Genomic DNA, 24,832 nt, shown 5'->3' with positions numbered 1-24,832 from the left:
AAAATTGCATAAACCTTTTCAATTTAGTGCTTTAATGTTTCTGATGAAGGGAAGGTATTATCCTTATTTTCTATGGAGCTAGACACACTAATTTCGTTATTATCATCAATTGAAGTAATAGGGTGCATCAAAGCAACTTTTATAACTTCATCAATATTCTCAGCAAAAATTACATTGATTTCTTCTTTTATATTTGCAGGAATCTCTTGCATATCTTTCTCATTTTCACTTGGTATAATCACAGTTTTGATTGATCCTCTTAGCGCAGCAAGCAATTTTTCTCTCAAACCCCCAATAGCCAACACTCTACCACGCAATGTTACTTCACCTGTCATAGCAACACTTTTGTTAACTGGTATATTTGTCATAAGAGAAACAATAGATGTACATACTGCACTGCCAGCAGAGGGACCATCTTTTGGCACAGCACCCTCAGGTACATGCAAATGTATATCATTATTTTGAAATTTTTCGGGTTTTATACCGAAAAATAAACAATTTGATCGCACATAACTATACGCAGCTTTTATAGACTCTTGCATAACCTCTCCAAGCTTTCCTGTGTATTTTATTTCCCCCTTGCCCGGAATTAGGACTGACTCTATCATTAAAATATCACCACCTGTTTCAGTATAGGCGAGACCAGTTACTACCCCTACCAAACTCTCATTTTCTGCAATGCCAAAGGTATACTTACGTACCCCTAGGTAATCTTGTAAATTACCAACCTCTACGGATATTTTCTTATTTTTATCAGTTAATATTGCTTTAACTGTTTTTCTCATGAGCTTTGCAAGTTCCCTTTCCATGCTTCGCACGCCGCTCTCACGTGTATATAAACGTATCAACTCGTATAATGCTTCATTAGTTATTTTCCACTCCTTCTGATGCAAACCATGCTCTTTTTTTAATTTTGGAATAAGGTGATGCGTAGCAATACTGATCTTCTCATCTTCGCTATATCCAGATAATTGTATAATTTCCATCCTATCACGCAAAGGATGTGGCAAATTTAAGCTGTTTGCCGTAGCTACAAACATTACACTTGAAAGATCAAATTCAACTTCCAAGTAATGATCCGTAAAGTGTTTATTGTGCTCAGTATCCAAAACCTCAAGTAATGCAGATGCAGGATCACCACGCGAATCAGAACCCATCTTATCTATTTCATCAAGCAGAAAAAGCGGGTTGCATGAATTAGCTTTTTTCATGTGTTGAATGATTTTACCAGGCATTGAGCCAATATAAGTTTTTCTGTGTCCTCGTATTTCAGACTCATCACGTATACCACCAAGAGATATGCGAACAAAATCTCTTCCTACTGCTTTTGCCATAGACTTAGCTAAAGAAGTTTTACCAACACCAGGTGGTCCAACTAAGCAAAGTATAGGACCCTTTATCTCTTTTACTCTCTTTAATACTGCTAAAAATTCTATTATTCTATCTTTTACTTTCTCTATGCCATAATGATTTTCATCTAAGATTTTTTTAGCCGCATTTAAGTTAATTTTTGCATCTTTGTACTTTCCCCATGGCAAATCAAGCAACCAATGCAAGTAACTAGATATAACTGTTGCTTCAGGAGAAATGGGATTCATTTTCTTATATCTCTTTAAGTCAGTTATGGCTTTCTTTTTTGCTTCCTCAGAAAGCTTTGTTTCATTTATCTTTTTTTCAAATTCATTGAGTATATTCCCTTCATCTCCATTTTCAAACTCACCTAATTCTTTCTGTATAGCTTTTAATTGCTCATTAAGGTAGTAAACTTTTTGAGTACTTTCAACCTGTGATTTAATTGTCTTATACAAGCGGTTTTGTGCACTCAAAATACTTATTTCTCTCTCAATAAGAGCAAAAACTTTTTTTAAACGCTCTTTTGGGTTATAAACTTCAAGTATGTTTTGCTTATCTGATACCTTTATATTTAAGTGCGAAGCTATCATATCTACAATTTGATTAACCTCTTTAACTTGATCAATGGGGTCAATAATAATCTCGGGTCGACTTTTCTTGCTTAGTTTACACCAATTGTCGAATGCATCTATAACAGAACGCCTTAAAGCTTCTAAATCAATATTATCTTCATTTTCTCCATACTCATAATGACCATCTAACGCTACTCTGGCCTGTAACAAAGTGTGAGAGCTAATATATTCTATAACTCTTCCCCTTCTTACCCCATGAATCATGACTTTTACTGCATTGTCAGGCAGTTTTATTAATGGTTGTATAATGTTTGCTAACACGCCTACTTCATAAAGATTCTCTGGCTCTGGATTATCAATAGAACCATCTTTTTGTGCTATGAGAAAAATCTCGTTTTGGTGACTACTGCTACTTATTGCATACTCTAGTGCATGAACAGATTTTTCTCTACCTACGAATAAAGGCAACATTATATTTGGAAAAATTACTACATCTCTTAGAGGTAATACTGGTAATACAGTAGAATTAAAGTTTACAGCACGTCCAATACTCATAATATATGCCTCAAATTAATCATTAACCGTTATAACACTACCCTTATTATTATGATTAATCGTCGCTTTGCCTAATTCTACCATTTTCTTAGTAACCGTTATAGTGCTACCTTCAAAACCTCCGTTGCCGGATATATACATAACATCAAGCAAAAGTGACTCTAAGATAGCACGTAACATCCTTGCACCTGTTTTATAGCTTATAGCTTTTTTAGCAATAGCTGATATTGCTTCATCTGAAAACTCAAGGTTTACTTTACTAAATGCAAGCAATGCTTTATATTGTTTTACTAGCGCATTTCTTGGCTCTGTCAACACATGTATTAAATCCTCGTGATCCAGCTCATCTAGAACAGCAGTTATTGGAACCCGTCCTACAAATTCGGGTATCAAACCGAATTTGATTAAGTCCTCAGGTTGAGCATCGCGTAAAGCATTTTTTTTCTTTTGTGCTTTAGACTGACTTATATCTGCTCCAAAGCCAACTGATGTTCCCTTTTTTCTTGCCTCAATAATTTTATTTAGGCCTTCAAAAGCTCCTCCACAAATAAATAGTATGTTACTAGTGTCTACTTGTATAAACTCTTGTTGCGGGTGTTTTCGCCCTCCTTGTGGAGGAACATAAGCAACCGTACCTTCCATGATTTTTAGTAGAGCTTGTTGGACCCCTTCACCTGAAACATCACGGGTTATTGAAGCGCTTTCAGACTTTCTTGTGATCTTGTCTATTTCATCGATAAACACTATACCATGCTGTGCCTTTGCAACATCATAATTTGCAGCTTGTAATAGACGTGACAACACGCTTTCTACATCATCACCTACATAACCTGCCTCAGTCAAAGTTGTCGCATCGGCCATAGCAAATGGCACATCTGAAACTTTAGCAAGTGTTTTTGCTAGCAAAGTCTTACCAGAACCAGTAGGGCCAATAAGCATTATATTTGACTTCTCAATTTCAATATCACTTATAGAATGAAGTTGCACCATGGATTGACAATGGTTATACATAGCCACAGATAAAACGTGTTGCGCATGTTCCTGACCTACAACATGCTTACTAAGAAAATTTTTTATATCTTCAGGTTTCTTTAGTAATAGCTTCATATCAGATATATGATCTGAATTAAAAGCTCTCTCTTTCTTTTGACTTATTGCTTTATGGGATAACTCTATGCATTCATTACAAATGAACACCTTTAAACCATCTGAAGAGTTAGTAATCAATTTATCTACTTCGTTTTGTGCCTTGTTACAAAAAGAACAGTAGTGTAAATCATTATTGTTATCCATTAAACTACCTTTTGTTTAACTTTAATATTTTCAATCTTCATATCTTTACGCTCAGCTATTACTTTATCAATCAAGCCAAGTTTCATTGCTTCTATAGGATCCAAAAATTTATCTCTTTCCATCATTCCTTCAATCTTCTTGAGTGAATGCCCAGTATGTTTTTCATAAATTTGATTTAGCTTTTTCTTAATTCGCAAAATTTCCTTAGCATGTATTTCTATATCAGTTGCTTGACCTTGATAACCACCAGATGGTTGATGTATCATAATTCTTGAATGAGGTAGAGAGTGGCGCTTACCTTTCGCACCAGCTGCAAGCAACAAAGAACCCATAGATGCAGCTTGACCTATACATAAAGTTGAAACGTTTGGACTTATGTACTGCATTGTATCGTAGATTGATAAACCAGCAGTTACAACACCGCCTGGCGAATTAATATACATATGAATGTCTTTATCAGGATTTTCCGATTCTAAAAATAAAAGCTGTGCTACTATTACGCTGGCCATGTTGTCTTCAATAGGGCCAGTTACGAAAATTATTCTTTCTTTTACTAGCCTTGAATATATGTCATAAGCCCGCTCACCGCGACTAGTTTGTTCAACTACAATTGGTATAAGAGTCATACCTTTTCCTATCAAATATTATCAAATAATTCCTTTAATTCTTTCACAGAAACAATCTGTTCTTCTTTACTAGCTTTTTCTATCATATAATCTGTCACTTTATACTCAAGCGCTTGCCCTCTAACTAATTCCTGAAATTGTCCGTCTGATTTAAAATGTTTAAATACTCTGTCAAATGATACATCTTTACTGACATATTGATTTACAATAACATTCATAATATCACTTTGAGTTAATGATATTTCATGTTCTTTACTGAACTCCATAAATAGCATTGCAAGCTTTACACGTTTTTCAGCTTCTTTACAAGAATCATCTTTAGCATTCAACTCTCTTTCCACTCTCTGCTGTTCCTGTTTTACTACTTCTATAGGCAAATCAAAACTATAACTAGCATCCAAACAATCAAATAGCTCTTTCTTAATTAAGAGATCTCCCATTTCTTTACACTGATTATCAATTACTTCTTTTACATGATTTATTAGCGAAGAATGATCTTCAAAACCAATTCTCCTAGCTATTTCATTATCACTTTGCAAATCTTCGGCAATCTGAATATCATTAACTCGAACAGAAAAAGCAGCCTCCTGCCCCGCAAGGGAAATTACCTGGTAATCTTCAGGAAATCTCAACTTAAAGCTTTTTGTTTCCCCTTTTTTCATGCCAATTAATTGATCTTCAAAACCATTTATAAATGTTCCAGATCCTAAATTAACAGTAAAATTTTTGCCACTTCCACCTTGAAAGAGCTTATTTCTAATTCGCCCTTCAAAGTCAATTATCAGTTTATCCTCGTTTTTTGCTTGATAAGAAGCATCATCAACAGAGACAAAGTTAGGAAATTTTGTTTTTATAGAATCAATAAATTCTTTTATGTCTCCCTCTTTGATTTTTGCCTTAACTTTCTTCAAATTTATTTTATCAAGATCTATTACTGGCACTTTTGGCATCGATTCAAAAGATAATTTGTACAGAAAGTCGCCTTTTTCATCCTTTTTATCCAGGTTTGGTAATGACATAATATCAACCTTAGGATGGATGTGAGACTTAACTTCGATTTTTTTCATTAAATCACTTGAGCAATAGTCAATCGTATCTTTTATCACATATTCCAAAGCTTCGTTTTTATAATTTGTAACAACAAGATCGTAAGGCATCTTTCCGGATCTAAATCCAGGCAATTTTGCATCCTTCGCTATTTCTTGTAATCTAGAGTTTATCTTTTGTTCTATATAATCACTACTAACTGTGATTTCATACTCATACTTTAGTTTATCTACACTAAGTTCCTTATAGGTATATATATTACTTAATGTATCTGCTTCGACTGCATTTTGAGTTATATTACTAGACATTACAACCTGTTATCAATATTTTATTTATGTTTTAATAAAGCCATTTTACCAGAATTTAAGTTAAATACAATCCTTAAGAACAGGTTCTTATACAAACAAAAGTGTACTTAGTGATTATAAATTTTCTCTTAAAACCTGAGTTACATGACTTTAAGTGCGGATAGAGGGACTTGAACCCCCACGAGCAAGCTCACCAGGACCTAAACCTGGCACGTCTACCAATTTCGCCATATCCGCAAGAACCCTTCATTAACTTATAGATAACCACTTCTGTCATCTTATGCAATTTAAAGATTAGATTTTAGTACCACAGACTGAACTTATAATACTGGTTAACTCCACTATGAATCTAAGCCTGAATTACTTTAACTAACATTATTGAGATAAGTACTGTCTTAGAAATATTCAAGGCTTATTCAATTTATAGTATTTACACAATAAAAAAAGCTTATTAATATTCTTTAATTAAAGCTCTAAACTCTGGAAATTAATAATGAGATTAATAGCAAGCTTCTTACTCGCAATTTTTCTGATTACACAGAGTGGCTGTACGACTCTTGTGAGTGGTATAGTGGTAACAGCAACTGCAGCGGCTACAGCAATAACAATGCAAGATAAATCCTTGGGAAACATTATTGATGATACAACTATAGTAATAAGAATCAATAAGGGACTCTTAAAACACGGACTGTTCTCATCTATAAAAGTTAAAGTGAGTGAAGGAAGAGTATTACTCATTGGAAATGTTGATAATCATGAAAAGCAACTCACAGCAGAGAAAATAGCTTGGCAGCAAAAAGAGATTAAAGAAGTGATAAATGAAATAAGAGTCACACCAATTAAAATGGCTTCTATGCTAGATGTTACTGTAGATGGTATGATAACAGCAGAGATAAGCACGAGGCTTCTGGGAAAAAGAAATATTAAATCAATTAATTATAGCGTTAATACAGTTGATAGAGTCGTTTATTTGATGGGTATAGCTCAAAATAAGGCGGAATTAAAAGCTGTAATAGCAATTGCAAGAAAAGTAAAAGGAGTAAAGCAAGTTGTAAGCTATGTGAGATATAGACATAGCAAATTGCGTCATTGATGAAAATTTACTTGAGTGTTAGTACCATGTAGCTAAGTCATAAAACTCCTTTACAAATTTCGTCAGTTCACTCTTATGGTATGTATAACAATGTTACAAAAAATAATATCATAGAATTCAATAGAATAATTCCTAGAAAATCTCTACATACTAAAAAAAGTAAAATGCTATTTAACACTCCCAAGCTTAAGAATAAATAGCAAACATCTATATCTCGTGCGATATGGCGTTTTATTCCTGAGATTTTTTTACCAGCGTCATAGCCTTTTTCTTCATCAGTGTCTGCGTTCTTTACACTCTGAGTGTCAATTATGCAAAAGCTGATTTTTTCTTTCCAAACATTGTTTTGTCGGACCACACTAACTATTTTTTTTAACATGCACTCCAAAATACTTTTTTTTATTTCCTTTTACTTTTTCACTCCATTTTTGAAATAATCATAACAATTGCGCCATTTTGGAAACTCTTTTGGTAGCATCCTCCACTGATAACCACTTTTTAGGGCGTACAACACTTCGCAAAATATATCATACAAATCAAGTTTTCTTGGTTTTGTTTTTTCCACAAGACTCCAGATCTGGTGAAATAATCTCAAACTTCTCTCGACTTATGTCACTTGGGTATACACTCCTCATATATCCTAATTTATACACTCTATTTCTTACTTTATGCCTTTCTTGAGATTATGAACAGGTTCTTAGAAAGCTAGCGTTCTACTAGTCATGTTCTTTATCTTGCTTTACAACAATGCATCTTTTCATTCCAGCCAAGTCGTATACGTATTCCTGAAAAGCCAGTCCATATAAGGGTATTATTTTGTCAATATTGCTTTGATCTTCGCCTATTTCCAATATCGCAAACCCATCTTTTTTAAGGCACTTTTTCAATATTGGAAAAATACTCAGGTAACAGCTCAATCCATCGATACCGCCATCAAGAGCAATTCTTGGCTCTTTTTGCACTTCAGCTTGCAGATCTTTTAACTTACTTCTTTTAATATATGGAGGATTGCTTATTATGAGATCAAATAAATCTCTGCATTCTGTCCACGAATTTGGAAATATTTTAGCTCTGTTGAGAAGATTATGTTTCTTTGTGTTCTGGCAGGTAATTTTGTATGCTTCCAGGCTTTTTTCAAAACCAACTCCAATAGCATATTCATACTCACTAAGTACGGAGATCAACAAACAGCCTGTGCCTGTGCCAAAATCTGCAATTTTTATTTTTTGCTTCTTATTTTGGTAATATTTTAACACTGTTGAAATTACTGTCTCACTATCTGGTCTTGGATCTAGAACATGTTGGTTAACTATAAAATTTTTACTCCAGAATTCACGATTACCTATTATTTGCGATATTGGATATCTTTCTGCTCTTTTTTTTGTTAATTTCCAGAATAGAAGTTCTTTGTTTCTTGGTACCTGATTGATGTGATTCATGATTGTGAATGATCTTTCTACTCCAAGTACGTACTGCATGATGATTTCACAATCCAAATGTGGTGATTCAATTCTATGTGATGATAGTAGCTTTGACCCTTCTTTAATTAAAGCGCTGATTGTTTTCATTATTCTAAAAACGTGTTCCTTGTATGCAAGAACAGCAAAATTGAGTATAGAATTTTGAACTTAGGGTAGCTGCATTAAATCTAAGTGTCAAGAGTAGGATTGTAAAAATCATCCGGCTTTACTGGTAATTCGGTTGGTATTTTTGCATTAATGTTAGAAGCTCTTGGCTCTATTATAAGCATTATTTTCTGCATATTCTTTGATAGCCATCACAGTATATTACTTGTTCCATATCTATATTAATTAGACCACAGCAAGTGATAATTTCTTAATATTAAAACCAATATGCGCTTTAGCATATAATTATCAGTAGCTTTCAAAGCAATTAGGCTGAGATTATTAGAGTAGTAATGTTTATTTTTATATTGACTATTGAGGTTTATTATTTTATAACTAAGACTTAGTTATTTTTAGAGTTTTAAGTTTACAGTATATGCCTACGATAAATCAATTAATATGTAAAGGTAGATCAGGGTTAACTCGCAAGAAGAAGGTGCCAGCTTTGGGAAAATGCAATCCTCAAAGAAGGGGTGTTTGCACTAAGGTATATACTACAACTCCTAGAAAGCCTAATTCAGCACTACGTAAGGTAGCTAGAGTAAAGATTAGTGGATACGGTGAAGTGACGGCTTATATACCTGGCGAAGGTCATAATTTACAAGAGCATTCTGTTGTTTTAATACGTGGTGGGCGAGTTAAGGATTTGCCGGGTGTACGTTATCACATAATAAGAGGTGCTCTTGATCTACGTGGTGTGCAAAATCGAAAGAAAGCTCGTTCAAAATATGGTGTAAAGAAATCTGGTTAAAATTTATGGCACGTCGTAATAAAGCAAAAAAAAGAACAAGCCCTGACTCTCGTTATGGTAGTGTCTTGCTTATGCGTTTTATTAATATAATTATGAAATGTGGTAAAAAATCTATTGCAGAAAAGATTGCTTATAGTGCTTTGTCCTTAGCTGAAAAGAAAATAGGCAAAGATGCCTTATCAATTTTTGAAACAGCAGTAGAAAATGTTACCCCTTCTATAGAAGTACGCTCTCGGCGTATTGGTGGTGCAACTTATCAAGTCCCTGTTGAAATTCGTCAAGATAGAGCAATTTCTTTGGCATTAAGGTGGATTGCTAGAGCAACTTCTGCTGCTCGAAAAAAGAGCGGTAGAACTACTGTTTATTGTTTGCAGTCTGAAATATTAGATGCTTATAATAAATGTGGTGGTGCATTTAAGATGTGTGAAGAAAAGTATAAAATGGCTGAAGCTAATAAGGCATTTTCTCATCTTCGTTTTTAATATTAGCTGATTGATTGTGGTATGGAAGTTTTAATATCTAGGTATAGAAATATAGGAATAATGGCTCATATAGATGCTGGCAAGACCACCACAACAGAGCGTATTTTATTTTATACTGGCAAACAAAATAGGATTGGTGAAGTGCACGATGGTGCAGCTTCTATGGATTGGATGGAGCAAGAGAAGGAGCGTGGCATTACAATTACCTCTGCTGCAACAACATGTTTTTGGAATGATCATAGGATTAATATAATAGATACTCCTGGTCATGTTGACTTCACTATTGAAGTTGAGAGATCTTTGAGGGTTTTGGATGGTGCGGTTGCTGTATTTGATGGAGTTGCTGGAGTTGAGCCTCAGTCTGAGACAGTTTGGCGTCAAGCTGATAAATATAACGTTCCTCGTATCTGCTTTGTTAATAAAATGGATAGAATCGGGGCAAATTTTTATCGATGTGTCGATATGATAAAAACGAAGCTTGGCGCATCACCTTTAGTTATTCAGTTGCCAATAGGAAGTGAGAAAGATTTTAAAGGCATAATCGATCTTATTTCTATGAAAGCTATTATATGGCAAGAAGAAACATTAGGCGCTAAATTTTCTTATGAAGATATTCCTTCTGATTTGCTTGATAAGGCTCAAGAGTATCGAAATCTTTTATTAGATGCTGCAGCTGAAATGGATGATGAGGCGATAAATACTTACTTTGAATCTAACGATCTGCCAATTGATTTGTTGAAAAAGTGTGTGAGAAGCGGGACCATTAAAGGAAAATTTGTCCCTGTATTATGTGGGTCAGCTTTTAAAAACAAAGGCGTGCAATCACTTTTAGATGGTGTGGTTGATTTTTTACCCTCTCCTATTGATGTTGATGTAATTATTGGAACTGATCCTAAAGATTCAGAAAAGAAAATTGAGATCAAACCTTCAGAAAAAGAGAAATTCGTTGCTCTTGCGTTTAAAGTGATGACGGATAAATTTGTAGGTAGCTTGACGTTTATTCGTATTTATTCCGGTAAGTTAAAATCTAAATCTGCTGTGTTAAATGCTGGAAAGAATGAGACTGAAGGAATTGGTAGAATGTTGCTTATGCATGCAAATAACAGAGAAGATATAAACGAAGCTAAAGTTGGTGATATAGTTGCCTTAGTTGGATTAAAGAAAACAATTACTGGTGATACTTTATGTTCATCTGATTTTCCTATACTATTAGAGCGTATGGAATTTCCTGATCCTGTTATTGAAATTGCTATAGAACCGAAAACCACCTCAGATCAGGAAAAATTAGGTGTTGCTTTGAATAGATTGGTTGCAGAAGATCCTTCTTTAAGGATGTCAGTAAATGCAGAGAGTGGGCAGACTATATTAAAAGGTATGGGTGAGCTGCATCTTGAGATTATTATTGATAGAATGAAGCGCGAGTTTAATGTTGAAGCTAACGTTGGTGCGCCTCAAGTTGCATATCGTGAAACTATCACTAAATCTGTTGAAATTGATTACACTCATAAAAAACAATCAGGTGGTGCTGGTCAGTTTGCTAAAGTTAAAATAAAATTCGAACCTCTTGAGCCTGGTTTTGGCTTTCAGTTTGAAAGTAAAATTGTAGGCGGTGCTATTCCAAAAGAGTATATACCTGGAGTGCAAAATGGCTTAGAGTTGATAAAAGAAGGTGGTATAATTTCCGGCTTTCCATTGATTGATTTTAAGGCTACTCTTCTTGATGGTGCTTTTCATGATGTTGATTCTAGTCCTTTGGCTTTTGAACTTGCTGCTAAAGGTGCTTTTAAGGAAATGGCAAATAAAGCTGGTCCAAAAATGCTAGAACCTATAATGAAAGTGGAAATCATTACTCCTGAAGAATATATGGGTGATGTTATGGGTGATATAAATAGTAGAAGAGGCAGTGTTGTTGATATGCTGGATTTAGGTAATAATAGCAAAATAATTACTGCTTCGGTTCCTCTTGCAAATATGTTTGGTTATATAAATGTTTTGCGTTCTATATCTCAGGGAAGAGCTCAGTATAGTATGCATTTTTCTTGTTATGAACAAGTGCCACAATATGTGGTTGATGAGTTAAAGTTAAAGTATAATTAAAGGTTAGTAATTATGACAGCGATAGTAGAAGCATTTGGAAAGCCGCATGTAAACGTGGGAACGATAGGACATGTGGATCATGGGAAGACAACGTTAACAGCGGCGATAACAAAGCATTATGGTAATTTTGTAGCATATGATCAAATAGATAAAGCGCCAGAAGAAAGAAAGAGAGGTATAACAATAGCAACAGCGCATGTTGAATATCAAACAGAAAAGAGACACTATGCACACGTTGATTGCCCTGGACATGCTGATTATGTAAAGAATATGATAGTAGGTGCAGCACAGATGGATGCAGCGATATTGGTAGTGTCAGGGGTTGATGGGCCGATGCCACAAACGAGAGAGCATATATTGCTGGCAAAACAGGTGGGTGTTGGATATATCGTGGTATATATAAATAAAGCTGATGTTGCTGATGCTGATATGATAGATTTGGTAGAAATGGAAGTGAGAGAGTTGCTGAGTAAGTATGGATTTCCAGGTGATGAAGTGCCTGTGATAGTTGGGTCTGCGTTAAAAGCATTAGAGGATGATAGTAGTGAGTATGGAAAGAAATCAATAGATAAATTGATGGAGAAGTTAGATGAGTATGTGGCAGTACCTCCAAGGCCTGTAGATTTGCCGTTTTTGTTGCCAATAGAAGATGTATTTTCAATATCGGGCCGAGGGACGGTAGTAACAGGAAGAATAGAGAAGGGGGAGATAAAGGCAGGGGATGAGATAGAGATAATAGGTCTGAAAGCGACGCAAAAGACGATATGTACTGGTGTTGAGATGTTTAAGAAGTTGCTAGATAAGGGAAGTGCAGGACTCAATGTAGGAATACTACTAAGAGGAACAAAGAGAGAAGAAGTGGAGAGAGGGCAAGTATTGGCAAAACCAGGGACAATAACCCCGCATAAGAAATTTAATGCGGAGGTGTATATATTGAAGAAAGAAGAAGGAGGAAGGCATACACCATTTTTTGGAAATTATCAGCCACAGTTTTATTTAAGGACAACGGATGTAACTGGGAGCATAAAATTGCTAGATGGAAAGGAGATGGTAATGCCAGGGGACAATGTAAGTATAGAAGTGGAGTTGCAAGTACCAATAGCAATGGATAAAGGATTACGTTTTGCGATAAGAGAAGGTGGTAGAACTGTTGGTTCTGGCGTTGTTTCGGAAATTTTAGAGTAAACTTTGAATTATAGGAGTGTAGCTCAATTGGTAGAGCGCTGGTCTCCAAAACCAGAGGTTGTAGGTTCAATTCCTATCGCTCCTGCATTAATATTATGGTAGAAATGTTAAAAAACCTGTATGTTTTTTTTTGCGATATAAAGCAAGAAATAAGGAGAATTGCTTGGATAAAAAAACAGCAGGTATTGTCATCTTTGTTTATTGTAATAACTGTTATATTATGCTTTTCGATTTTCTTTTGCTTCGTAGATTTTATGTCTCTTTACGTAATTAAGACTTTATTTGGAATTATTTATGGAATATAAGTATAAATGGTATATCATTAAAGTCGATTACGGGTATGAGAAGGATATATGCGAGTTGGCAACCAATACTGTTTACTTTAAGGAGGTGTTTATTCCTTATCAGACAGTATGTGATGTAAAATCTGATATAAAAGAGTTATGTGAAGTATATATATGTATGCATCTGTGTGATGAAAGCAAAAATATTTTGAATCAAATGACTGGGTTTTGTGGTGATGAGTCTGGTCATTTTGAGATGATTTCAGATGATGAGGTAATTTTAAAACGTAAGGAATTTAATAGATATAAGTGGTACATTTTAAGAGTTGCCTCTAATTATGAAGAGAAAGTGCGCCAATATATATTAGAAAATTCTATGAGATTGAATATTAATAATTATTTTAATAGGGTTTTTATTCCTTGTGAAGAATTAAGTGAGATGGATTTAAAATCTAAAAAAAATGCTAAACGAAGGAAGTCCTTTCCTGGTTATGTCTTTTTATACATGAATTTATGCGATGAGGTATTAAATTTTATTAATAATATACCAAAATCTCTTAAGGTTTATGGATTTTTGAAAAATGGTAATGTTCCAAAGGTGATTGAGGATAATGAGATTCGCTCAATGTGTAGTGCGCTTTACAATGCTCAAGAAACGAAAAAGTTGAGTTATGGTTATGAGAAAGGTGAAAAAGTAAAAATTAATGATGGTCTTTTTCAAAATTTTACTGGTAAGGTAGATATGGTAAATGATGAGAAAAAAATTATTAATATTGAAGTATCAATCTTAGGTAAGCCAACAATAATAGAGCTTGATTTGGCTCAAGTAGAGAAAATAGAGGATTAATTATGAGTAATGTAGTTGCTAAGATTAACTTGCTTATGGAAGCTGGAAAAGCAGTTCCAGGACCGAAAATTGCTTCAGTACTTGGCCCGCGTGGTATACCTGTTCCTAAATTTTGTGAAGCTTTTAATAAAGCTACTAGCGCTGCTAACGCTAGTTATAAAGTAGGTGATTTAGTAACAGTGAGAATTTCCATAAAGGATGATCGCTCTCATGATTTTACTGTCAGCGGTCCGCCTGTGGCTTATTTGCTTAAGCAGGAAGCTAAATTAAGTAAAGGTTCTGGTAATTCTGGTAAAGAATTAGTGGCTAAATTATCTATGTCTGCTATCATTAAAGTGGCAAAGTGTAAGATGGTTGATATGAAAGTGGATAATGAAGATTCAGCAGTGAAGATGGTTATAGGCACTGCAAAATCTATGGGTATAGAAGTTGTGGAAGGTTAGGTAAATGAGTACATATAATGATGATTTTAAGCAGTGTTTGGAGAAGATTGTTGAGTCTGCTTCAGCAAAATTTAATGAATCAGTTGATATCGCAGTCAATTTAGGTGTAGATTCACGTAAATCTGAAGAGCAGGTGCGTGGTACAGTAGTGTTGCCTAAAGGTATCGGGAAGAATATTAAAGTAGCTGTTTTTGCTCAAGATAAACATTTATTAGAAGCTGAAAAAGCTGGTGCTGATATTACAGGAGGAGAAGATTTAATTGAAGAGATAAAAAAAGGTAGAAAGTTGAATGTTGATTGGTGCATCACTACTCCTGATTTCATGGCAAAAATCACTCCTATTGCAAAAGTATTGGGTGCTAAAGGGCTGATGCCTAACCCTAAATTTGGTACTGTGATTTCTAATATTGCTGAAGCTACTAAAACCATTAAGTCTGGTCAAATAAAATTCAGGACGGATAAAAATGGGGTTATTCATGGTAAATTAGGAAGTATTAAATTTGATATTGATGATTTGCTGGAAAATTTAAAAGCCTTTCTTAAAGTAATTAGAGACAATAAACCTGCTTCTGTGAAAGGAGTTTACTTTAAAAGCGTTTTTTTAAATTCAACTATGGGTAAAGCTCATAAAATAAACAAAGTAGAAGATATAATTTAAGGGAGCGAAATTGTGAAGCGTAAAGATAAGGATGAATTTATACAAAACATAATGAATGTGTTTGTAAATAATGATTTCTTAATATTGGTAAATTTCAAGTCTATGAATGTTAGCAATTCATTAATTCTTAGGAATAGTCTAAAATCTGTAATGGGTGGGATGTTAGTAGTTAAAAATACTCTAGCTTGCTTGGCTTTGGAAAGGACTGGTAAATTTTCTTATTTATCAGGTAAATTTTCTGGTTCTGTTGCTATTATATATTCTAGTGCTATAGTAGAAGCTGCAAAGTTAATAGTTGATTTTATTAATGCTAACAAAGAAAAAATGTCTGTGATTTGTGCGGCTCATATAAATGAATTGTTAACAGTGGAAGATGTTAACAAATTGGCTAAGCTTCCCTCTCTGGATGAATTGCGTATTAAAATTATGCGTTTAATATCTTATGATATTCCTGCTCGGTTAGCATTGTCTGTTAATTCATCTTCTATGAGGCTTATGAGAGTTTTGGATTACTATAGTTCTAAAAAATAAATTTGTTGTTAAATAAGGTGGTCAGTATGAATAATGTAACAAGTGATTTGGTTGATAAAATATTATCTTTAAATCTATTAGAAGCTTCTGAACTTGTAAAAGTTCTAGAAGAAAAAATAGGGTTGCCTAGTGGTTCTTTTCTTGGTGGAGCTGTTGGTGCTGGGGTGCCTATTAGTGATAATGCTAATGCTCCTGTTGCTCAAGAAAAAGCTGAATATAAAGTTGTAATCAAAGAGATTGATGCAAGCAAAAAAATAGGAGTGATTAAAGCTATTAGAGAAGTTAATTCTACATTGAATTTAAAAGAAGCGAAAGAATTAGTTGAGTCTTTACCCAAAGATTTGACTGCTAATGTTTCTAAAGACGAAGCAGAAAAAATAAAGCAAAAACTTATTGAAGCAGGAGCAACTAAAGTTGAGCTTGAATAAAATGTTAGTATATTAATTTTATGTTGATATAGCTCTTTTAATTAGTGAAGGTATTTTAATGGTTGATTCTTCTTATATGTGTGCTTCTAGTGCTTTTGTTCCTAGAGTTTCTTATTCCAGGTCGATTGATTTAAAAGATTCTTTGTTGGATTTGGTTAAAGTCCAAAAGGGGTCATATAATTCCTTTACTCCTAATAATGAAAGTAATGAAAGACTTGAAGCTATCTTTCATACAATTTTTCCAATATCTGATCCTTTGCATAGGGCTACTATCGAATTTTTGAATTGTAGGGTAGATGATCTTAAGTATAGTGAGTCTGAATGTATAAAACGTGGTATAACTTTTTCTGCTCAGGTTATTGCTTCTATACGTCTTGTTATTATGCAGGATGGTGTTTCTCTTGAAAAATATCAAGAGATTAAAGAAGATGATGATCATTCTAAGCTTGCAACTGTTATAAAATCTGCTGAAGAGCAGGAGGTTCGCTTTTGTGAACTGCCTATGATGACTGATAAAGGTACTTTCATCATCAATGGCGTAGAGAAAGTTATCGTTTCACAAATGCATAGATCTCCTGGAGTCTTTTTTGATAGTGATAAGGGAAAAACTTACAATTCTGGCAAATTGATCTATTCTGCTAGAGTTATTCCTTATAGAGGTTCTTGGCTTGATATTGAGTTTGATGTTAAAGATCATTTGTATTTTCGTATTGATAGAAAGAGAAAGTTGCCAATATCAGTTTTATTAAAGGCTTTGGGCTTATCAAATAATGACATACTTAATAAATTTTATGAAAAAATAGAGTATATAAAACATAAAAGTGGCTGGAGAGTACCTTTTTCCCCTGATAAATTCAAGGGAGTGAGGCTTCCTTTTGATTTAAAGAATGTTGAAGGCAATGTGTTACTTAAAGCTAATGTTCGTATTACTTCAAAATTAGCTAAAAATCTATATGATAACGGATTGAAAGAGTATCTAATTCCTTATGATTCTATATGTGGTTTATTTCTTGCAGAAGATTTAATAGATAGTGCTAGTTCTACAAAAGTCTTATCTGCTGGTGAATCTATAAAATTAGAGGATATAAAAAAGCTTGAATTATTATCTATAGATAAAATATCAGTGTTGAACATAGATAATGTTTCTGTTGGACCTTACATATTAAACACACTTTTCTTAGATGAAAACATGTCTTATGAGAACGCTCTATATGAAATATATAAGGTTTTGCGTCCTGGTGAAGTTCCTGTTTTAAAGATAGTAGAGGAGTTTTTTCGTAATCTTTTCTTCAGTCCGGAATATTATGATTTGTCTAACATTGGTAGATTAAAACTTAACTCTTGCCTTGGGTTAAATTATGAGGAAAATTTAACTACTTTAACACATGAAGACATTATTGAAATTATAAGAAAAATAGTATTGTTACGTGATGGTCAAGGATCTGTAGATGATATTGATCATTTAGCAAATAGAAGAGTCCGTTCAGTTGGAGAGTTTATAGAAAATCAATTTAGAACTGGATTATTAAAATTGGGACGGGCAGTAGTTGATTCTATGTCTACTTCTAGTTTAGATAAAGTCTCTCCATCTGATTTTATAAATCCAAAAGTGTTAACCAATGTCTTAAGAGATTTTTTCAACTCTTCCCAATTATCTCAATTTATGGATCAGACTAATCCATTATCTGAAATAACACATAAAAGAAGGTTGTCAGCGTTAGGTCCTGGTGGTTTAACAAGAGAGAGGGCGGGATTTGAAGTGCGTGATGTTCATCCAACTCATTACGGAAGAATTTGCCCTATTGAAACTCCTGAGGGGCAGAATATAGGCTTAATTAATAGCTTAGCTATATACGCTCGTATTAATAAATATGGGTTCATTGAAAGTCCTTATAGGAAAGTAGTTAATAAGGTTGTTACTGATCAAATTGAGTATCTGTCTGCTATAGATGAAGGTTTATATTATATAGCCGATACCAGCGCAAAGCTTGATGAGAACAACTGCTTTGTTGATGATATGTTATACTGTAGGTATGCTGGTACCTTTGTAATGGTAAATAGTAATCAAGTAAGTTACATTGATTTATCTCCTAAGCAGGTAATATCGGTTGCTGCTTCTTTAATTCCATTTTTAGAAAATGATGATGCTAATAGAGCGTTAATGGGTTCAAATATGCAGCGTCAAGCTGTACCTTTATTGAAGCCTACTGCTCCTTTGGTTGCTACTGGCATGGAGTCTTTCGTAGCTTCTGGCTCTGGTGCTGTAGTTTTAGCAAAACGTGGTGGCATAGTTGACAGCTCAGATAGTAACTCTATAGTTATACGTGCTTTTGACAAAGGAGGAATTAACTACTTGGATGTAGATATTTATCATCTAAGAAAATTTCAGCGTTCTAACCATAATACTTGTATTAACCAGAAACCACTGGTGCATGTAGGTGATTGTGTTAAGGAAGGTGATGTGATAGCTGATGGTCCTGCTATTAATAACGGTGAATTGGCACTTGGCCAAAACTTGCTAGTCGCTTTTATGTCTTGGCAAGGTTATAATTTTGAAGACTCAATCATTATTTCTAGTGAAGTTGTTAAAAAAGATCTATTTACTTCTATTCATATAGAAGAATTTGAATGTGTTGTACATGACACTCCTTTAGGGTCGGAAAAAATAACTCGTGCCATACCCGGTGTTAATGAAGAAAATCTTTATCACTTGGATGATAGTGGTATAGTAAAGGTTGGTACAAGAGTTGGTCCAGGTTATATTTTGGTGGGGAAAGTTACACCTAAGCATTCTCTTTCATTGCCTCCTGAGACAAAATTGTTAATGACAATTTTTGGTGAAAAGTCATTTGATTGTGTGGATTCCTCTTTATATACATCTCCAGATATTGAAGGGATAGTGATTGATGTGCAGGTCTTTACACGCAGAGGGGAAGAAGAAAACGAAAGGGCGTTTCTTATTAAGCAAAAAGAGGTAAATGATTTTGAGAAAGAGCGGGACCATATAATCAATGTTATTAATCAATATTTCTATGATGAATTAAGAAAAATTCTTATTAATTCTGGCTCGCAAGATCGAGAAAGTATTAATTTTATTGAACGTGAGGGATGGTGGGATATAGGATTGAAAAACCAATCTATTTCTAAGCAAGTTGAGAGCTTAAAAAAAGATTTTGATGAAAAAGTATCACATGCGATAGCAAACTTTAAGCGAAAAGTAGAAAAATTGCATGAAGGCTATGATCTACCTCAAGGTGTGTCGATGTCAGTAAAAGTTTTTATTGCTGTAAAACATAGTTTGCAGCCAGGGGATAAAATGGCTGGTAGACATGGAAATAAAGGTGTGATTTCTCGAGTTGTTCCAGTAGAAGATATGCCTTATTTAGAAGATGGTACTCCTATTGATATTATTCTTAACCCTCTTGGCGTTCCTTCGCGAATGAATGTAGGTCAAATATTGGAAACGCATGTAGGTTGGGCTTGTAAAAAATTAGGAGAAAAAGTAGGCAATATTCTTGATGAGATCAATAAAATCAAACGTGCTTTTTGTGAGGCAATTAGATCTCTCAGTGATGATGATTTTGAAAAATTTGCAGCATTATATCTTGATAATAAAAAATTTGAGGATATTAATGATGATGAAATAACGGCTTCTATTTTAGATACGCCTAATAAGGATGAATTAAATAATGAATTGACTACATTAGTAGAGAATTATTTCAACTCTTGTAAAGATGCACACAGTAGTTTACGTCACTTCCTGATTGAGGTTTATAGTTGTGGCAGTAATTTATCTATTTGTAATAACATTCGCGATATTAATGATAATCACCTCATTGAATTTGCGTATAAGTTGCGTGATGGCATTCCTGTTACTGCACCTGTATTTGAAGGTCCAAAAGATGAACAAATAGTAAAGCTATTTGAACTTGCTGGATTGGATAACTCTGGGCAAGTTGTATTATATGATGGTTGCTCGGGTGAGAAGTTTGATCGCAAAGTTACAGTTGGTTACATGTACATGCTTAAGTTGCATCACTTAGTAGATGGTAAAATTCATGCGCGTTCAGTAGGACCTTATAGTTTGGTTACTCAACAACCTCTTGGAGGAAAGTCTCATTTTGGTGGTCAGCGTTTTGGTGAAATGGAATGTTGGGCACTGCAAGCCTACGGTGCTGCTTACACTTTGCAGGAAATGTTAACTGTGAAGTCTGATGACATTAATGGCAGGGTTAAGATTTATGAATCGGTAATAAAAGGTGACAGTAACTTTGAATGTGGAATTCCTGAATCCTTTAATGTCATGATAAAAGAGTTGCGTTCCTTGTGTTTTAATGTGGATTTGAAGCAAAATGACATAGTAATTGAAGATATATCTCACACTAATATCGCACAATCTTTTAATGAGGTTAGCATTTCCATTGCTAGCCCTGAAAGTATTAAACGTATGTCTTATGGAGAGATAACAGATGTTTCAACTGCAAACTACCGTACATTCAAAGTTGAGAAAGGTGGATTATTTTGTCCTAAAATTTTTGGTCCTGTCAATGATGATGAATGTTTATGTGGAAAGTACAAAAAAAGAAGACATAGGGGCCGTATATGCGAAAAATGTGGAGTAGAAGTTACATCTTCTAAAGTAAGAAGAGAAAGAATGGGTCATATAGAGCTTGCATCTCCTGTTGCTCATATATGGTTTTTGAAGTCACTTCCTTCAAGAATTGGAGCATTATTAGATATGTCTCTTAGAGATATCGAAAGTATTTTATATAGTGATAATTATGTTGTAATAGATCCTCTTGTTTCCTCTTTTGAAAAAGGTGAAATTATTAGTGAGAAAGCTTATAATGAAGCTAAAGATAGCTATGGGGTCGATAGCTTTATAGCTATGCAAGGTGTTGAAGCTATAAGAGAATTGCTAATACGCCTTGATTTACATGAAATTAGGAAGAATTTAAGACAGGAGTTAGAGTCTGTTGCTTCTGAAATGAGAAGAAAGAAAATTATAAAGAGATTACGTATTGTTGAAAATTTTATCAAGTCTGGAAACAGACCTGAGTGGATGATACTTACAGCTATACCTATTTTACCACCTGACTTGCGTCCCTTGGTATCGCTTGAAAGTGGTCGACCTGCAGTTTCTGATTTAAATCATCATTATAGAACTATTATTAATAGAAATAATAGATTGAGAAAATTGTTAAGTTTGAATCCTCCTGAGATTATGATTCGTAATGAGAAAAGAATGTTACAAGAGGCAGTTGATTCTCTTTTTGATAATAGTCGTCGTAATGCTCTGGTAAATAAAGCTGGCGCTACTGGGTATAAAAAGTCTATTAGCGATATGCTGAAAGGAAAGCAAGGTCGTTTCCGTCAGAATCTTTTAGGAAAAAGGGTAGATTATTCTGGACGTTCTGTAATAGTTGTTGGTCCAACTTTAAAACTAAATCAGTGTGGATTACCGAAAAGAATGGCTCTTGAGTTATTCAAGCCTTTTGTTTACTCAAGGCTTAAAATATATGGAATCGCTCCAACTATTAAATTTGCTAGTAAGTTAATAAGAGCAGAAAAGCCAGAAGTCTGGGATATGCTTGAAGAAGTAATAAAAGAGCATCCTGTTTTACTAAATAGAGCGCCTACGCTACACAGGCTTGGTATTCAGGCTTTTGAGCCAGTCCTTATTGAAGGTAAAGCAATACAGCTTCATCCACTTGTTTGTACAGCATTTAACGCTGACTTTGATGGTGATCAAATGGCAGTACATGTGCCAATTTCATTGGAAGCTCAACTTGAAGCTAGAGTGTTGATGATGTCAATTAATAACGTTTTAAGTCCTTCTAATGGAAGACCGATTATAGTTCCTAGTAAAGATATAGTGCTTGGTATATACTACCTAACTTTACAGCAACTTAAGAAGGATGATTTACCACTTTTTTGTGCTTTTTGTGAAGTTGAGCATTCCTTAAACAACGGTACTCTGCATATTCATTCTCATATAAAGTACAAAATGGAACACATCAATAGCGATGGAAACATTCAGTATAAAACTATTTGTACAACTCCTGGACGTTTAATATTATGGCAGATTTTTCCTAAACATGAGAATCTAAGCTTCGATTTAATAAATCAGGTATTAACAGTTAAGGAAATAACTAGTATTGTTGATTTAGTATATCGTAGCTGCGGTCAAAGTGCTACAGTGGTATTTTCTGATAAATTGATGACACTTGGCTTTGAGTATGCTACATTTTCTGGTACTTCTTTTAGTCGTTGCGATATGGTCATACCTGAAACTAAAGCTACACACGTTGATTATACAAGGGGTGAAATTAAGAAATTTTCTGCACAGTATCAAGACGGACTAATCACTAAAAGTGAGAGGTATAATAAAGTTATAGATGAGTGGTCTAAGTGCACAGATATAATAGCGAATGATATGTTAAAAGCGATATCTGTGTATGATGAAAATAGTAAGTACAATTCAATATATATGATGGTTAGCTCAGGTGCAAGAGGTTCTACTTCCCAGATGAAGCAGTTAGCAGGAATGCGAGGGTTAATGACCAAACCTTCTGGTGAAATTATAGAAACACCTATAATTTCTAATTTTCGCGAAGGATTAAATGTATTTGAATACTTTAATTCTACTCACGGTGCGCGTAAAGGTTTAGCTGATACTGCACTTAAAACTGCAAACTCTGGATACTTAACTCGTCGCTTGGTTGATGTATCTCAAAATTGCATAGTTACAAAACATGACTGTAAAACGAAAAATGGCCTTATTGTAAGAGCTATAGTTGAAGGTAGTACTATAGTTGCATCTCTAGAGAGTGTTGTACTGGGTAGAACAGCTGCAAATGATATATATAACCCAGTAACCAAAGAGTTATTATTAAAAGCAGGGGAATTAATTGATGAAGGTAAAGTAAAGCAAATCAACATTGCAGGTCTTGATGCTATAAAAATTAGATCGCCTTTAACTTGTGAAATAAGTCCTGGTGTGTGTTCTTTGTGTTATGGAAGAGACCTTGCAACTGGTAAAATTGTTTCAATAGGTGAAGCAGTTGGTGTTATCGCTGCTCAATCTGTTGGAGAGCCAGGTACTCAGTTAACGATGCGTACTTTCCATATAGGTGGGGTAATGACTAGAGGTATTGAGTCCTCAAATATTATAGCTTCTATTAATGCTAGAATAAAACTAAACAATAGTAATATAATTATAGATAAAAACGGAAATAAAATTGTGATAAGCCGTTCCTGTGAAGTCGTTTTAATTGATAGCCTTGGTAGTGAAAAATTGAAGCACAGTGTGCCTTATGGTGCTAAACTTTATGTAAATGAGGGTGAGTTAGTAAAAATTGGTGATAAAGTTGCGGAATGGGATCCGTATACACTACCTATTATTACGGAAAAGAGTGGTACAATATCTTACCAGGATTTAAAAGATGGAATTTCAATCACTGAAGTGATGGATGAATCTACAGGAATATCAAATAGAGTAGTAAAAGATTGGAAATTGCACTCTGGTGTAGCTAATTTACGTCCTCGTATTGCACTGCTTGATGATAATGAAAAAGTAATAACACTTTCAAGTGGTGTGGAAGCATGTTACTTTATACCAGTTGGTGCAGTGCTTAATGTACAGGATGGCCAAAAGGTTCATGCAGGTGATGTTATCACAAGAACGCCGAGAGAGTCAGTTAGAACTCGTGATATTACTGGTGGCTTGCCTAAGGTTATAGAATTATTTGAAGCACGTCGTCCTAAAGAGCATGCTATCGTTAGTGAAATAGATGGCTATGTAACGTTCTCTGAAAAAGACCGTAGAGGAAAACGCAGTGTAGTAATTAAACCTGTAGATGAGCAAGCTTCTCAAGTTGAGTATTTAGTATCAAGAAGTAAGCATGTAATAGTCAATGAAGGTGATTTTGTGCGTAAAGGTGATTTATTGATGGATGGCGATCCTGATCTTTATGATATTCTACGTGTGCTTGGGTTAGAAGCGTTAGCACACTATATGATTTCTGAAATACAGCAAGTTTATAGATTGCAAGGTGTGCGCATAGATAACAAGCATTTAGAAGTGATCTTAAAGCAAATGCTACAAAAAGTAGAAATTACCGATCCTGGTGATACTATGTACTTAATTGGAGAAAATATCGACAGGCTGGAAATTGATAGAGAAAATGATGCTATGAATAACTCTGGAAAACGACCTGCTCATTATCTTCCTATTCTGCAGGGAATTACTAGAGCAAGCCTTGAAACTAATTCCTTTATTTCTGCTGCCTCTTTCCAAGAAACAACAAAAGTACTTACGGAAGCAGCATTTTGCGGAAAGAGTGATCCTTTGAGTGGGTTAAAAGAAAATGTTATAGTAGGAAGGTTAATTCCTGCTGGTACGGGTCTGATTATGAATAAGGTGAAAGCACTTTCGCTTTGTGAAAATATAGATAAATATGAAAAATATTTTGATATTGAGACTTATGACGAAAAATTGCTGAGTGATAATAGTTATCAATTACATTCTGATGAAGAAGAGAGTGTGGTGGCATCGCACTATGATCAGTCAAATTGAATATAGCTAATGAGGTAGTATGTTTAATCTGTAATAGTTTAGACTTGATCTGACAAGCATGAATTAACTGACAGAA

General features: G+C 34.4%; 17 protein-coding genes, 2 tRNA genes and 1 pseudogene. 13 read left to right on the top strand and 7 right to left on the bottom strand.

Going from position 1 to position 24,832, the window contains the following annotated elements; translation table 11 throughout:
* Positions 1-23 precede the first annotated feature (23 nt).
* The 5 genes from lon to JR053_RS01935 form a co-directional block, all read right to left on the bottom strand.
* Entirely contained in the window at positions 24-2,480 is a 2,457-nt protein-coding gene (gene lon, locus JR053_RS01955) for an endopeptidase La (RefSeq protein WP_010406854.1), read from the bottom strand.
* A 15-nt stretch (positions 2,481-2,495) separates the two neighbouring features.
* Complete coding sequence (gene clpX / locus JR053_RS01950) at positions 2,496-3,773, bottom strand: ATP-dependent Clp protease ATP-binding subunit ClpX (protein WP_010406852.1); 1,278 nt, start codon at positions 3,771-3,773, stop codon at positions 2,496-2,498.
* Positions 3,773-4,399, bottom strand: coding sequence for an ATP-dependent Clp endopeptidase proteolytic subunit ClpP (gene clpP / locus JR053_RS01945; RefSeq protein WP_029237688.1), 627 nt, complete (start codon positions 4,397-4,399; stop codon positions 3,773-3,775). The genes clpX and clpP overlap by 1 nt, the downstream gene beginning before the upstream one ends.
* Before the next feature lie 11 nt (positions 4,400-4,410).
* A complete protein-coding gene (gene tig / locus JR053_RS01940; protein ID WP_010406848.1) occupies positions 4,411-5,754 on the bottom strand; it encodes a trigger factor in 1,344 nt (447 codons plus the stop codon).
* A gap of 155 nt (positions 5,755-5,909) precedes the next feature.
* Positions 5,910-5,991: transfer RNA gene (locus tag JR053_RS01935), tRNA-Leu, on the bottom strand.
* A 256-nt stretch (positions 5,992-6,247) separates the two neighbouring features.
* On the opposite strand from JR053_RS01935, the gene JR053_RS01930 reads away from it, so the two are divergent.
* On the top strand, positions 6,248-6,847 hold the full coding sequence (locus JR053_RS01930) for a BON domain-containing protein (protein WP_010406846.1): 600 nt from the start codon (positions 6,248-6,250) through the stop codon (positions 6,845-6,847).
* 211 nt (positions 6,848-7,058) lie between these two features.
* On the opposite strand, the pseudogene JR053_RS01925 reads toward JR053_RS01930, so the two are convergent.
* A pseudogene (locus JR053_RS01925) lies at positions 7,059-7,482 on the bottom strand (transposase); the annotation flags it as partial.
* 81 nt (positions 7,483-7,563) lie between these two features.
* Entirely contained in the window at positions 7,564-8,415 is an 852-nt protein-coding gene (gene prmC, locus JR053_RS01920) for a peptide chain release factor N(5)-glutamine methyltransferase (protein ID WP_139686898.1), read from the bottom strand.
* A gap of 433 nt (positions 8,416-8,848) precedes the next feature.
* Between prmC and rpsL the strand changes: the two genes are divergently transcribed.
* The 12 genes from rpsL (at position 8,849) to JR053_RS01860 (ending at position 24,756) form a co-directional block, all read left to right on the top strand.
* Entirely contained in the window at positions 8,849-9,223 is a 375-nt protein-coding gene (rpsL, locus tag JR053_RS01915; RefSeq protein ID WP_010406837.1) for a 30S ribosomal protein S12, read from the top strand.
* Positions 9,224-9,228: 5 nt separating this feature from the next.
* Positions 9,229-9,705, top strand: coding sequence for a 30S ribosomal protein S7 (gene rpsG, locus JR053_RS01910; RefSeq protein WP_006014699.1), 477 nt, complete (start codon positions 9,229-9,231; stop codon positions 9,703-9,705).
* Between the two features lie 21 nt (positions 9,706-9,726).
* A complete protein-coding gene (gene fusA, locus JR053_RS01905) occupies positions 9,727-11,802 on the top strand; it encodes an elongation factor G (protein ID WP_010406835.1) in 2,076 nt (691 codons plus the stop codon).
* A gap of 12 nt (positions 11,803-11,814) precedes the next feature.
* The gene (tuf, locus tag JR053_RS01900) at positions 11,815-12,987 is read left to right on the top strand and encodes an elongation factor Tu (RefSeq protein WP_010406834.1); all 1,173 of its coding nucleotides are present in this window, start codon (positions 11,815-11,817) and stop codon (positions 12,985-12,987) included.
* Positions 12,988-12,999: 12 nt separating this feature from the next.
* Positions 13,000-13,072 (top strand) — tRNA-Trp (locus tag JR053_RS01895).
* Between the two features lie 10 nt (positions 13,073-13,082).
* The gene (gene secE, locus JR053_RS01890; protein ID WP_012481857.1) at positions 13,083-13,292 is read left to right on the top strand and encodes a preprotein translocase subunit SecE; all 210 of its coding nucleotides are present in this window, start codon (positions 13,083-13,085) and stop codon (positions 13,290-13,292) included.
* Positions 13,282-14,118 carry a transcription termination/antitermination protein NusG gene (gene nusG, locus JR053_RS01885; protein ID WP_010406831.1) on the top strand — a complete coding sequence of 279 codons (837 nt, stop codon included), beginning with the start codon at positions 13,282-13,284 and terminating at the stop codon, positions 14,116-14,118. The genes secE and nusG overlap by 11 nt, the downstream gene beginning before the upstream one ends.
* A gap of 2 nt (positions 14,119-14,120) precedes the next feature.
* Entirely contained in the window at positions 14,121-14,561 is a 441-nt protein-coding gene (locus JR053_RS01880) for a 50S ribosomal protein L11 (protein WP_010406829.1), read from the top strand.
* A gap of 4 nt (positions 14,562-14,565) precedes the next feature.
* Positions 14,566-15,219, top strand: coding sequence for a 50S ribosomal protein L1 (gene rplA / locus JR053_RS01875; RefSeq protein ID WP_010406826.1), 654 nt, complete (start codon positions 14,566-14,568; stop codon positions 15,217-15,219).
* A gap of 12 nt (positions 15,220-15,231) precedes the next feature.
* The gene (rplJ, locus tag JR053_RS01870; protein ID WP_010406822.1) at positions 15,232-15,750 is read left to right on the top strand and encodes a 50S ribosomal protein L10; all 519 of its coding nucleotides are present in this window, start codon (positions 15,232-15,234) and stop codon (positions 15,748-15,750) included.
* A gap of 26 nt (positions 15,751-15,776) precedes the next feature.
* The gene (gene rplL, locus JR053_RS01865) at positions 15,777-16,178 is read left to right on the top strand and encodes a 50S ribosomal protein L7/L12 (protein WP_007301986.1); all 402 of its coding nucleotides are present in this window, start codon (positions 15,777-15,779) and stop codon (positions 16,176-16,178) included.
* 58 nt (positions 16,179-16,236) lie between these two features.
* Complete coding sequence (locus JR053_RS01860) at positions 16,237-24,756, top strand: DNA-directed RNA polymerase subunit beta/beta' (RefSeq protein WP_416603354.1); 8,520 nt, start codon at positions 16,237-16,239, stop codon at positions 24,754-24,756.
* The last annotated feature ends 76 nt before the right edge of the window (positions 24,757-24,832 follow it).

Source organism: Wolbachia endosymbiont of Nasonia vitripennis (assembly GCF_048054115.1).
In the GTDB taxonomy this organism is placed as follows: domain Bacteria; phylum Pseudomonadota; class Alphaproteobacteria; order Rickettsiales; family Anaplasmataceae; genus Wolbachia.
Note: the sequence above shows the minus strand (reverse complement) of the source record. Positions and strands in the feature narration are given on the sequence as shown.